General features: G+C 65.0%; 12 protein-coding genes. 7 read left to right on the forward strand and 5 right to left on the reverse strand.

Annotated features, from left to right (window positions below):
• Window positions 1-59: 59 nt before the first annotated feature.
• The 5 genes from V473_RS04525 to V473_RS04545 all read left to right on the forward strand — a co-directional run bounded on the left by V473_RS04525 (window position 60) and on the right by V473_RS04545 (window position 5,297).
• Complete coding sequence (locus V473_RS04525) at window positions 60-1,841, forward strand: ABC-F family ATP-binding cassette domain-containing protein (RefSeq protein WP_066601038.1); 1,782 nt, start codon at window positions 60-62, stop codon at window positions 1,839-1,841.
• Window positions 1,842-1,915: 74 nt separating this feature from the next.
• Window positions 1,916-2,635, forward strand: coding sequence for a VIT1/CCC1 transporter family protein (locus V473_RS04530; RefSeq protein WP_066601040.1), 720 nt, complete (start codon window positions 1,916-1,918; stop codon window positions 2,633-2,635).
• A gap of 38 nt (window positions 2,636-2,673) precedes the next feature.
• Window positions 2,674-3,219 carry a glutathione peroxidase gene (locus V473_RS04535; RefSeq protein WP_066601041.1) on the forward strand — a complete coding sequence of 182 codons (546 nt, stop codon included), beginning with the start codon at window positions 2,674-2,676 and terminating at the stop codon, window positions 3,217-3,219.
• 59 nt (window positions 3,220-3,278) lie between these two features.
• Window positions 3,279-4,541, forward strand: a complete 1,263-nt coding sequence (locus tag V473_RS04540; protein ID WP_408021503.1) for a M20/M25/M40 family metallo-hydrolase — start codon at window positions 3,279-3,281, stop codon at window positions 4,539-4,541.
• A gap of 102 nt (window positions 4,542-4,643) precedes the next feature.
• Window positions 4,644-5,297, forward strand: coding sequence for a trimeric intracellular cation channel family protein (locus V473_RS04545; RefSeq protein ID WP_066601044.1), 654 nt, complete (start codon window positions 4,644-4,646; stop codon window positions 5,295-5,297).
• A 45-nt stretch (window positions 5,298-5,342) separates the two neighbouring features.
• On the opposite strand, the gene V473_RS04550 is transcribed toward V473_RS04545, so the two are convergent.
• The 5 genes from V473_RS04550 to zwf form a co-directional block, all read right to left on the reverse strand.
• Window positions 5,343-5,855: a hypothetical protein gene (locus V473_RS04550; RefSeq protein ID WP_066605038.1), complete on the reverse strand. Its 513-nt coding sequence runs from the start codon at window positions 5,853-5,855 to the stop codon at window positions 5,343-5,345.
• A 52-nt stretch (window positions 5,856-5,907) separates the two neighbouring features.
• Window positions 5,908-6,528: a bifunctional 4-hydroxy-2-oxoglutarate aldolase/2-dehydro-3-deoxy-phosphogluconate aldolase gene (gene eda, locus V473_RS04555; RefSeq protein ID WP_066601046.1), complete on the reverse strand. Its 621-nt coding sequence runs from the start codon at window positions 6,526-6,528 to the stop codon at window positions 5,908-5,910.
• Window positions 6,529-6,530: 2 nt separating this feature from the next.
• A complete protein-coding gene (gene glk, locus V473_RS04560) occupies window positions 6,531-7,505 on the reverse strand; it encodes a glucokinase (RefSeq protein WP_066601047.1) in 975 nt (324 codons plus the stop codon).
• A 111-nt stretch (window positions 7,506-7,616) separates the two neighbouring features.
• The gene (gene edd / locus V473_RS04565) at window positions 7,617-9,443 is read right to left on the reverse strand and encodes a phosphogluconate dehydratase (protein WP_066601049.1); all 1,827 of its coding nucleotides are present in this window, start codon (window positions 9,441-9,443) and stop codon (window positions 7,617-7,619) included.
• Window positions 9,436-10,911 (reverse strand): glucose-6-phosphate dehydrogenase, encoded by a 1,476-nt coding sequence (gene zwf, locus V473_RS04570; protein WP_066601050.1) that lies wholly within the window; start codon window positions 10,909-10,911, stop codon window positions 9,436-9,438. The genes edd and zwf overlap by 8 nt, the downstream gene beginning before the upstream one ends.
• A gap of 282 nt (window positions 10,912-11,193) precedes the next feature.
• Here zwf and V473_RS04575 point away from each other — a divergent pair, with 282 nt between their 5' ends.
• A complete protein-coding gene (locus V473_RS04575; RefSeq protein WP_066601051.1) occupies window positions 11,194-12,015 on the forward strand; it encodes an alpha/beta fold hydrolase in 822 nt (273 codons plus the stop codon).
• A gap of 3 nt (window positions 12,016-12,018) precedes the next feature.
• The gene (locus tag V473_RS04580; protein ID WP_066601053.1) at window positions 12,019-12,636 is read left to right on the forward strand and encodes a flavodoxin family protein; all 618 of its coding nucleotides are present in this window, start codon (window positions 12,019-12,021) and stop codon (window positions 12,634-12,636) included.
• Window position 12,637: the final 1 nt, after the last annotated feature.

Raw genomic sequence — 12,637 nt, forward strand, 5'->3', positions numbered from 1 at the left:
CCGACAGCTTTCCGGTTCCGCTCTTGCTACGAGGCATGACAGGCTTTAGCTGCACCGCCATGGCAGCACCTATTCTCTCGTTCGAAAATCTTGGCCTTTCGCAAGGCTCTCACTGGTTGTTCCGCGGCCTCAATATCGCCGTGGGGGCGAAGGACCGGCTGGCGCTGATCGGCCGCAACGGCGTAGGCAAGACGACCCTGCTCAAATTGCTGGGCGGGCAGATCGAGGCGGACGAGGGCGTACGGTCGGTGCAGCCAGGCGCGCGGGTCATCACGCTGGAGCAGGATCCGGACGTCACGCCCTTCGCCACGCTGCATGATTTCGCGCTGGCGGGCGAATTTGCGCCGGCCCCGCATGAGGTGGAGGCGATCGCCGACCAACTGGGCATCGACTTGTCGCGCGAAGCCAGGACGGCAAGCGGGGGCGAGCGCCGACGCGCCGCCATCGCCCGCGCGCTGGCGAGCGGGCCGGACCTGCTGCTGCTGGACGAGCCGACCAACCATCTGGACATCGCCGCAATCGACTGGATCGAAAACTGGATGGCGCGGTACAATGGCGCCTTCATCGTCATCAGCCATGACCGCGCCTTCCTGACGCGGCTGACCCGCCAGACCTTGTGGCTGGATCGTGGGCAGATGCGCCGTAACGAGATCGGCTTTGGCGGGTTCGAACAGTGGATGGAGGCCGTCTATGCCGAAGAGGCGCGGGCGGCCGAGAAGCTGGACGCGAAGCTGAAGATCGAGGCGCACTGGCTGGAGCGCGGCGTCACCGCGCGGCGCAAGCGGAACCAGGGGCGGCTGGCCAAGCTGTGGGAAATGCGCGAGACGCGCGCCGCGATGAACGGGCCGCAGGGGATAGCGAAGATCGCCGTCGCCAGCGACGACAGCAAGACCAAGAGCGTCATCAAGGCCGAGCATGTCACGAAGAGTTTCGGAGAGCGCACGATCATCGACGACCTGTCGATCCGGGTGCAGCGCGGCGACCGGATCGGCATCGTCGGCGGCAATGGCGCGGGCAAATCGACGCTGCTCAAGCTGCTGACTGGCGAACTGGCGCCCGACAGCGGCAGCGTGACGCTGGCCAAGACGCTGGACATGATCTTCATCGACCAGCAGCGCAGCCTGATGCAGGGCGACAAGACCGTGCGCGACGTGTTGGCCGAGGGGGGCGACTGGATCGACGTGCGCGGCGTGCGCAAGCATATCCACGGCTATCTGAAGGACTTTCTGTTCGACCCGTCGCTGGCGGAAGCAAAGGTCGCGACATTGTCGGGCGGCGAGCGGTCGCGCCTGCTGTTCGCGCGGGAATTTGCGCGCGAATCTAACCTGCTGGTGCTGGACGAGCCGACCAACGATCTGGACCTGGAAACGCTCGACCTGTTGCAGGAAGTGATTGCCGACTATGACGGCACGGTCCTGATCGTGAGCCATGATCGCGATTTTCTGGACCGCACCGTTACCGTGACGCTGGGGCTGGACGGGACCGGCGTGGTCGATGTGATCGTCGGCGGCTATGCCGACTGGATCGCCAAGCGTGATCCGCGCAAGGCGGCCAGGATCGAGAAGAAGGCGGTGAGCGCTGCCCCGCCGCCCAAGCCGGTATCGACCAAGCTGACCTATAAGGATCAACGTGATCTGGAATTGCTGCCCAAAACCATCGAGCAGTTGGAAGCGACGATCGCAGGGCATGAGGAGGCGCTGGCCGACCCGGCGCTCTACACGCGCGATCGGAAACGGTTCGACATGTTGACGGGCGCGATCGAGAGGGCGCGGACGGAAAAGGACGCTGCCGAGATGCGCTGGCTGGAATTGGCGGAAAAGGCGGAAGGAATGGCGGGGTAGCATTTCCCGCCTTCCTTTCGACAGGCTCACGGCGCATGGATGCCGGGATAGGGGCCAGGCGAAGGGGTTGATCGATGGACGCGCAGACCGACACCGCAATCGACCAGCCCCATCATGCCGTTCATTATGTGAACCGCGTCGGCTGGTTGCGCGCGACCGTGCTGGGGGCCAATGACGGGATCGTGTCCACCGCCAGCCTGATGACCGGCGTCGCCGCGTCGGGGGCTGACAGCCAGACTATATTGCTGACCGGCATTGCGGCGCTGGTGGCGGGCGCGATGTCGATGGCGGCGGGCGAATATGTGTCCGTCAGCGCGCAATCCGATACTGAACGCGCCGACCTTGCCAAGGAGCGCAAGGCGCTGGCGACCCAGCCCCATGCCGAATGGGTGGAGTTGCGCAATATCTATGTCGAACGCGGCCTGACGCCCGATCTGGCGGGGCAGGTGGCGCAGCAGTTGATGGCGGCCGATGCGCTGGGCGCTCATGCGCGCGACGAATTGGGCATATCCGATCTGGCGACGGCGCGGCCGGTGCAGGCGGCGTTGGCGTCGGCCGGCAGCTTCGCCGCGGGCGCCGCGCCGCCGGTGCTGGCCGCCGCGCTGGCCCCGGCGGGCCATGCGATTGTCGTGATCGTCATCGTCTGTCTGCTCTGTCTTGTCCTGCTGGGGCATGTCGGGGCGCGGCTGGGCGGGGCGAAGCCGTCGCGGTCGATCGCGCGCACGCTGTTCTGGGGCGCATTGGCGATGGCGGTGACGGCGGTTGCAGGGCATCTGTTCGGCGCGGCGATTTAATGGCAGGTTCGCGCTAATTTCATCTAAGGAGACGATATATGACCGATATTCAGCAGATTGCGCTCAAGACCATCAAGGGCGCCGACGCCAGCCTGGCCGATTATGCGGGCAAGGTGGTGCTGGCGGTCAATGTCGCGTCCAAATGCGGACTGACCCCGCAATATGAGGGGCTGGAAAAGCTTTATGCCGATTATAGGGATAAGGGCCTGGTCGTCGCAGGCTTCCCCGCCAATGATTTCGGCGCGCAGGAACCGGGCAGCAATGACGAGATCGCAACCTTTTGCACCACCAATTTCGGCGTCGATTTCCCAATGTTCGAAAAGATCGTCGTTAGCGGGCCGGACAAGCATCCGCTTTATGCCGCGCTGACCAGCGCGCAGCCGGACGCGCAGGGCGAGGGCGACGCCTTCCGCGAAAAGCTCAAGGGCTATGGCATGACCCCCAATCCGGTGCCCGAAGTGCTGTGGAATTTCGAGAAGTTCCTGATCGCCAAGGACGGCAGCGTCGCCGCGCGTTTCGACCCCACGACTGCGCCCAATGACCCGGCGCTGGTCGCGGCGATCGAGGCGGAACTGGCCAAGTGAATCGACAAAAACTGATTCGGGCTTTGGTGACGGGCGCGCTGCTGATGGGCAGCGCGCCTATGGCCCATGCCGCGCTCAGCCCGGCGGAGCAGAAGATGGGCGCGACGGTCGATGCCGGCTATGAACCGTCCGTCGCGTTGCTGGAAAAGCTGGTCAACCAGAATAGCGGGTCGATGAATTTCCCCGGCGTGAAAGCGGTGGCCGACATGCTGCGCTCCGAATATGAGGCGCTGGGCTTTACCGTCACCTGGAAGCCGATGGATGCGGCCAAGCGGGCGGGGCATCTGATCGCGGTGCACAAGGGGAAGGCGGGCGGCGCCAAGATGCTGCTGATCGGCCATCTCGATACGGTGTTCGAGCCGGATTCGCCGTTCCAGACCTTCAAGCGCGATGGCGATTGGGCCACTGGTCCCGGCGTCGCCGACGACAAGGGCGGGGTCGTTACGATGCTGCTGGCGCTCAAGGCGATGCAGGCGGCCGGCACGCTGAAAAACGCGAACATCGAAGTGGTGCTGACCGGGGATGAGGAGGATTCGGGCGATCCGGTTTCGATCGCCCGCGCCGATCTGGTGGCCGCTGGCAAGCGCGCCGATGTCGCATTGGATTTCGAAGGCTTGTCGCAGGAAAATGGCAAGGATATGGGGTCGATCGCGCGGCGATCCTCCAACAGTTGGACGCTGACCGCGACGGGCAAGTCTGGCCATAGTTCGGGCATTTTTTCGGCCAGCGCGGGCGACGGAGCGGTTTATGAACTGGCGCGGATCATAGTCGCGTTTCGCAGGGAACTGCCCGAACCCAATCTGACCTTCAACGTCGGCCTGATCGGCGGCGGGCAGAGCGCGGATGTCGACAAGGACGGCGTGCGCATCGCCGTGACCGGCAAGACCAACATCATCCCGCCGGTCGCGGTGGCTAAGGGCGATTTCCGCACGCTGAGCGAAGAGCAGACGAAGCGGGTTCAGGCGAAGATGCAGGCGATCGTCGAGGCAGGGCATTTGACGGGCACATCGGCCAGCATCGCGTTCGACCTGGGCTATCCATCGATGGCGCCAACGCAGGGGAACAAGGCGCTGCTGGGCAAGCTGAACGGCGTCAATGCGGATCTGGGCCTGCCGGAAATGGCGGCGCTCGATCCGTTGAAGCGCGGGGCGGGCGACATCAGCTTCGTTGCGGCCGACACGGACGGACTGGTGGGCCTTGGCCTGGCGTCCAGCGGCGATCACAGCCCGGCGGAGAAGGCCGACCTTTCGACCATGAAGCGCCAGGCCAAGCGCGCCGCGATATTGATGAGCCGGCTGGCGGTGGAGAAGGGGCGGAAATAGGGGAGACTGCGTAGGATGGGATGGCAGAGGAGCGTATTCCCGCCTGCGCGGGAACACGCATTCTGGGCTTCAATCATGCCAGGAAAGGGGGTAGATCGCGCCATGCTCCCACCCACGCCCCTGCTCGCCACATCGATCGGCCCAGTGCTTGAAACATTGAGTATCGTTGGCACTTTCGTATTTGCCGCGTCCGGCGCGCTGGCGGCGGCGCGGTTGCGGCAGACGCTGGTCACCTTCGCCTTCTTCGCGCTAGTGACCGGGGTCGGTGGCGGCACGGTGCGCGACCTGCTGATCGACGCGCCGGTCTTCTGGGTGGTTGATCCGGTGCCGGCCATCGCCTGCATGGGCGCGGCGTTGCTGGTGTGGTTCACCCCGCGCAAATTCTGGAGCGAACGGGCGCTCGACTGGCTGGACGCGATCGGGCTGGCCGCCTTCGCCGTGTTCGGCGCGGCCAAGGCGATGAGTTTCGGCGTGCCGCCTTTCGTCGCGGGGATGATGGGCGTCGTCACCGGCTGCGTCGGCGGCATCATGCGCGACCTGCTGGCGGGCGAGCCGTCGATCCTGTTGCGGCCCGAACTTTACGTCACGGCGGCGGCCTTCGCATCGGGCCTGTTCGTCGCGTTGCGCTGGATCGGGCTGGACGTGCCGGTCGCCGGCGTCATCGCCGCGCTGCTGGGCTTCCTGCTGCGGGCGATGGCGATCCGGCGCGGGTTGGGCCTGCCGGTCTACCGGGATGAAGAGCGTCAGATTTTGTGACGACGTTATGCCACCGGAGGTCGGACCGATGTCGACCGCCCATAATCAAGGCTGCGGCAGCCGCCCCTTCATAGCGTCGATGCGATCATTCTGCTGGTCCACCAGCGCCAGCGCGGCGCTACGGGCCGCGTCGATATCTTCCAGCCCGCCCGCCGCCTTGCCATCGGCCACGGCGTTGCTGCGCTGGACATAGAGGGTGTCGAGGCTGGCGAGCGCCGACACGCTGTCGTTGCGCGCGGATTCGAGAGCGCTGATCGCGACCTGCGCCGCAACCCAGACATCGCTCGACACGCCTGCACCCTTCGCCGCGCCCACCGCCCGGTCGGCGCGCGCATAGGCGGCGTCGAAGGCGGCGGCGCCCTTGTCCGCCTGGGCGACATGGCGCGTGATTTCCGCCGACAGCGCCGCATCGGCCGGCACCGACGGGGCGGGCGGCGCGACCTGCGCCATCGGCGCACTTTCGATCGGCCGCTTGGCGAGCGAGGGGTAGCTTTGCGGCGCCCCCGCACAACCGGACAGGAACAGGGCCAGGGCGGTGAAGAGGCGGCGCGGTGTCATGACCTGCATCTAGGGCGGCGCGCGATCCGGCGCAATGGCGCGCGCGCCGTCTTTACCGCGGCAGCGCAGCGGCTTCGCGAGCCAGCGCTTCGATCTTCGCCGCGTCCACCGGCCCCTTGGGCACGACCCAGCTGCCGCCGACGCATTTGATGAAGGGCTGGGCCAGCCATTCGGGTGCGTTTTGCGGTGTGATGCCGCCGGTCGGGCAAAAGCGCGCGGTGTGGAGGGGCGCTGCCAAAGCCTTCAAGGCCGGCAGCCCGCCGGACGTTTCGGCCGGGAAGAATTTGAAATGGGTCAGCCCCATGTCCATGCCGCGCATGATGTCGCCAGCTGTGGCGGTGCCGGGCAGAAAGGGGATTTTCGCAGCGATCGCGGCCTTGCCCAGCGGCTTGGTGAGGCCGGGGCTGACGATGAAGCGGGCGCCCGCCTCCATCGCCGCATCCAGCTGCGCCGGGTTCAGCACCGTGCCCGCGCCGACGACCGCGCCCTCGACCTTCGCCATTTCGCGGATCACGTCCAGCGCGGCGGGGGTGCGCAGCGTCACTTCCAGCGCGGGCAGGCCGCCCGCGACCAGCGCGCGCGCGATCGTCAGCGCGTCTTCGACCCTGTCCACCACCAGCACCGGGATCACCGGGGCCAGTTCCATCACCTGTTCGACGGTCAACTTGCTCATCATCACTTCTCCCGGAATGCGGCGGCGGCCCCGAACAGGCCGATTTCATCATGGATGGCCATGCGGATCGGTACGGTCGCCATCAGGCTTTCGAACCGGCCCTTGGCCTTGAAACGAGTGTGGAAGCCGCTGTACGGAAGGAAATCGCGCATCCGCTGGGTCAGGCCTCCGGCCAGCACGACGCCGTGTGGTCCATGGGCCAGCGCCAGGTCGCCCGCGATCGATCCGTAGCAGAGACAAAAGCGCTCCAGCGCCGCTCGCGCGAAGGGATCGCCATCCTCCAGCGCGGCCTGCCACAATTCAGGGTCTTCCATCAGCACGACCCGGTCATGGCCGATCGTGGCCAAGGCCTTGTAGATATAGTTGAGGCCAGGTCCCGACACGATGCGCTCGGTCGATACGCGCAGGAACTTGTCGCGCAGATAGGAGAGGATTTTCTCCTCGATAGGATCGAGCGGGGCGAAGTCGAGATGGCCGCCCTCCGTCGCGATGACATGGGGATGGCCCTGGTCGTAGGCGATCAACGCGACGCCCAGGCCGGTGCCGGGGCCAAGGATGGTGACTCCGCCATCGGTGGGGAAGGGACGATCCTCGCCGAACAGCAACGGCAGATTCTCGGCCGGCAGGCGCGACACGGCATGAGCCACAGCCTCGAAATCATTGACGAGGCGGACGGTATCGACGCCGATGTCGTCGGCCAGCGTATCGGCGCGGATCACCCAATTGCTGTTGGTCAGCTTGATGACGTCCCGCCCGATGGCGGTGGCGAATGCGATCGAGGCGGCGCGGGGCAGGTCGCCATCGCCTGCCTTCTGCTCGTCTTCGGCGAACGCCGCCCAGCAGCTTTGCAGGCTGGGATAGTCGGCGACCTTATATTTGCGCACGGTGCCAAGTGTCGGCACGCCTTTGGCGTCCAGCGACGCGCGAGCGAAACGGGCGTTGGTTCCGCCGATGTCGGCGGCGATGATGTCGGTCATGTCACTCTCCATCCGTTCGCCCTGAGCTTGTCGAAGGGCAACTCTTCTTTGGAGAAGAGAAGGGCTTCGACAGGCCCTCCCGAATAAGTCGAGGGGCCGAACGGGTCTAAATCAAATCTCGCTTTCCATCGCCGCCAGGATCGGCGACGCGCCCTGCTCGGCGAGGTCGCTGTGATGGCGGAACAGGGCGAACAATTCGCGGCCGGTGTCGTAGGGCGGGGGCGGGGCGGGAGGAATGTCCCGCGCTTCCCATGTCGCCGCATCGACCAGCGCATCGACCGCGCCGGTCTGCGCGCAGACCCGCACCAGATCGCCGTCGCGCAGCTTGCCGATCGGACCGCCGCCCAGGGCTTCGGGCGACATGTGGATGGCGGCGGGCACCTTGCCGGAGGCGCCGGACATACGCCCGTCAGTCAGCAAGGCGACCTTGAACCCGCGATCCTGCAATACGCCCAGCGCCGGGGTCAGCTTGTGCAGTTCGGGCATCCCGTTGGCCTTCGGCCCCTGAAAGCGGACGACGACCACGACGTCGCGCTCCAGTTCGCCGTCCTTGAACGCGCGCAGCACATCGTCCTGATCGTGGAAGATCGCGGCAGGTGCCTCTATCGTCCACAGCGCCGGATCGACCGCACTGACCTTCATCACGCAACGGCCCAGATTGCCCGCCAGCAGCTTCATGCCGCCATCCGCGCTGAACGGATTGGCGACCGGGCGCAGCATCGCCTCATCGCGCGATGCCGGCACGTCGCGCCATTGCAGCGCTTCGTCCTCCAGCACCGGCTCCTTGCCATAATCGGTCAGGTCTTCGCGCGCGACCGTCATGACGTCACGATGCAGCAGGCCATTATCCAGCAATTCCCGGATGATATAAGCCATGCCACCCGCGGCGTGGAAATGGTTCACGTCGCCCGACCCGTTAGGATAGACCCGCGCCAGCAGCGGCACCACGTCGGAAATCTCGGCGAAATCGGTCCAGTCGACATGGATGCCCGCCGCCCGCGCGATGGCGGGAACATGGATCGCATGGTTGGTGGAGCCGCCCGTCGCCATCAGGCCGATGATGGCGTTGACGATCGCCTTTTCATCGACGCAGTGGCCCAGCGGGCGATAATCGTCGCCATCCCAGCCGATCGATGCAATGCGATGCGTCGCCGCCCGCGTCAGTTCGCTGCGCAGCTTCGTGCCCGGATTGACGAAGGCGGAGCCGGGCATATGCAAGCCCATCATCTCCATCATCATCTGGTTGCTGTTGGCCGTGCCGTAGAAGGTGCAGGTGCCCGCGCCATGATAGGAGGCGCTTTCGGATTCGAGCAGTTCGTCCCTGCCGACCTTGCCTTCGGCATAAAGCTGGCGGATGCGCACCTTTTCCTTATTGGCCAGGCCCGACGGCATCGGCCCGGCCGGGATCAGGATCGTGGGCAGATGCCCGAAACGCAGCGCGCCGATCAGCAGTCCCGGCACGATCTTGTCGCATATGCCCAGAAGCAACGTCCCCTCGAACATCGCATGGCTCAGCGACACGGCGGTCGACAGCGCAATGGTGTCGCGGCTGAACAGCGACAGGTCCATGCCCGCCTGTCCCTGCGTCACGCCGTCGCACATGGCGGGTACGCCGCCCGCGACCTGCGCCGTGGCGCCGACTTCGCGCGCCGCGATCTTGATCTGCTCAGGATAGCGGCCATAGGGCTGATGCGCGGACAGCATGTTGTTATACGACGTCACGATGCCGATATTCATCGCCCGGCCGGTGCGGATCACCGCCTTGTCCTCGCCGCTCGCGGCAAAGCCATGGGCCAGGTTGCCGCAGGACAGTTGATCGCGATTGGTGCCCGCGTCGCGTCCGCGCTCGATCAGGTCGAGATATTTCAGGCGCGACGCGGCGCTGCGCTGGACGATGCGCTCCGTCACCTTGGCGATTACGGGATGTAGGTCAGTCATGCCAGCTGGCTCCGTCACGTTCGATAAGGGCAATGGCCGAAGACGGACCCCAGTTCCCCGAAGAATAGGCGGCGGGCTTCACATTGGCCTCTCTCCACCCATCGATGATGCTATCGATCCAGGCCCATTGCGCCTCCACCTCGTCACGGCGCACGAACAGGGTCTGATCGCCCGCCAGCAGGTCCAGGATCAGCCGTTCATAGGCGATGCGGCGGCGCTGCCCGGCGAAGGCGGCGGTCAGCGACACGTCCAGCGTCACCTCCTCCAACTGCACTTGCCGCTCCAGCCCCGGCCGCTTGGTCATGATCTGCAGGCGGATATATTCTTCCGGCTGCAACCGGATGACCAATGTGTTCGGCTCCAACCCCGTGCCGCCGGCGCCATGCTGTCCGTCGCGGCCGAAGATGCTGTGCCGCACCGGCTTGAACTGAATGACGATTTCGGACTGGCGCGCGGGCATCCGCTTGCCGGTCCGCAGGTAGAAGGGCACGCCCTGCCAGCGCCAGTTGTCGATATAGGCTTTCAGCGCCACGAAGGTTTCGGTGTCGGACGGCTGGCCCAGTTCGTCGGCATAGCCGGTGACGATCTGGCCACCGACGGCGCCCGGCGTATATTGGCCGCGCACGCTTAGATGCTTGACCGTCTCGGCCGTCATCGGGCGGAGCGACCGCAGCGCCTTCACCTTCTCGTCGCGCACCGCGGTCGGGTCCATCCGCGCGGGCGGCTCCATCGCGATGATCGACAATATCTGGAGCATGTGATTCTGCACCATGTCGCGCAGCGCGCCGACCCCGTCATAGTAAGAGACGCGGCCTTCCAGCCCCACCGTCTCGCCGACCGTGATCTGCACATGGTCGATCGCCGTGGTGTTCCACAAGGGTTCGAACATGACATTGCCAAAGCGCAGCGCGAGCAGGTTCTGGACCGTTTCCTTGCCCAGATAATGGTCGACGCGGAAAATCTGTTCTTCGACGAACAGCGCGCCGATCCCGTCATTGACGATTTTGGAGGAGGCCAGATCCTTGCCGATCGGCTTTTCCATCGCGATCCGGGTGTGCGGCGTGATCAGGCCGGCCTCGCTAAGCCCCTGCGCGGTCGGGGCGAACAGCGATGGCGGTGTGGACAGGTACACGGACAGGCCGCGCTCCAGCCGGCCATCGATCCGTTCGGCCAGTTTTGCGAATTGATCGGCATTGCCGGCATCGACCGGCTGATAACCGATCAGGGCCACGAAGCGCGCTGCGACATCCCCGTCATAGCGGTCGGCAGGCAGGAATTGGCGCAGCGCGGCATCGACTTCCTTGCGGAAGGCCTCGTCGTCCATATCCGACCGGCCCGACGCCACGATCAGGAAGTCGTCGGGCAGCAACCCGTCCGACAGAAGATTATAGAGCGACGGAAATATCATCCGGCGGGCCAGGTCACCCGTGGCGCCAAATAGCAGGAACGTAGCAGACGGCTCGGTCAAAGGATGGTCCTTCTCCGTTTGAAGATTGTCTATGTCTGCACGAAGGCGCCCTTATAACGGCCGCGGATCGTTACGCAAGAAGGCTATCGTGCAAGTCGCCCTGCCGCAACAAGATGGCGCGACAAGGCGGAAAGCGGCGGGAACTTCCAGTGCCGTCATGCGATTGGAACGTGGACATGCCGAACGGGTCGATCACCCGGAAGCATGATCGCTGTATGAAGGGCAGGCTCCACGGTCTGCCTGAAATCCTATCATAATCGACAAAAATCAGGAGAATGTCTGATGGCCCAGGTCGCAACCCGCGATGGCGCGTCGCTGCACGTCAAGGATATGGGCAACGGCCCGCCGGTCGTGCTGATTCACGGCTGGCCGCTAACTGGCGATATGTGGGAATATCAGACGTTGGCGCTCCTGGAGGCTGGCTATCGAGTCATCACCTATGACCGGCGCGGCTTTGGTCATAGCAGCCATCCCGCCACCGGCTATGACTATGACATATTCGCCGACGATCTGGCGGACATACTCGACCATCTCGACCTGCGACAGGCCTCACTGGTCGGCTTCTCGATGGGCGGGGGCGAAATCGCCCGCTACCTTTCGCGCCATGGCGCCGGGCGGATCGCGCGCGTCGCACTGGTCGCATCGGTCGTGCCGTACCTTCTACAGGATGACAGCAACCCCAACGGCGTGGATATCGGCGTGTTGCAGGACATGAAGGACCAGGTTCGCACGGACCGCTTCGCTTTCCTCCAGAGCTTCGCCAAGACCTTTTATGGCGTCGGCTGGGTTAGCCGCCCGGTCAGCCAGGGCCTGCTCGACTGGAGCTTCCAGTTGGGCGTGATGGCCAGTCCCAAGGCGACGATCGATTGTATCGACGCCTTTGGACAGACCGATTTTCGCGGCGACCTTGCCGCCTTCACCGTGCCCACGCTCATCATCCATGGCGCCTCCGACAAGACCGTGCCGATTGATACCAGCGGCCGCGCGGCTGCGGCGGGCATCCCGCACGCCCGCTTCATCGAATATGATGGCGAACCGCATGGCCTGTTCGCCACCGCGCCCGACCGGCTCAACGCCGATCTCCTCGATTTTCTGGGAATCTGAGCCATGGCGATCACGGTGCAACCGCTCAACTGCACGTTGAAGCGCGATACGGGCGAGCCGAGTTCGACCGAAGCGATGATCGCCGTGCTGACGAAGGAATTCGAAGCGCTGGGCGTAGAGGTAGCGGACACGATTCGTGTCGCCTCTCGCAATGTGCTGGCCGGGGTGACATCGGACGAGGGGGAGGGCGATGATTGGCCCGCCATCCGCGCTCAGATTCTCGCCGCCGACATCCTCATCCTGGGTACGCCGATCTGGATGGGGCAGGCGGGCAGCGTCGCCAAGCGCGCGCTGGAGCGGATGGACGCCTTCCTCTCCGAAACGGACGATCAGGGGCGGATGCCCAGCTATGGCAAGGTTGCGGTCGCGGCGATCGTGGGCAATGAGGATGGCGCCCATGCCGCTTCGGCGCAGATATTCCAGGCGCTTAACGATGTCGGCTGGACGATTCCCGCCGTCGCCGCCTGCTATTGGGTGGGAGAGGCGATGGGATCGGTCGATTTCAAAGAGTTGAAGGACACGCCCAAGATGGTCGCCAAGACCGCAAAGATGGTGGCGGGCAATGCGGCGCATCTGGCGGCTTTGCTCAAGGCGAATCCCTTTCCCGGCGAAAAGCGCTAAG

Source organism: Sphingobium cupriresistens LL01 (assembly GCF_001046645.1).
GTDB classification, from domain to species: domain Bacteria; phylum Pseudomonadota; class Alphaproteobacteria; order Sphingomonadales; family Sphingomonadaceae; genus Sphingobium; species Sphingobium cupriresistens.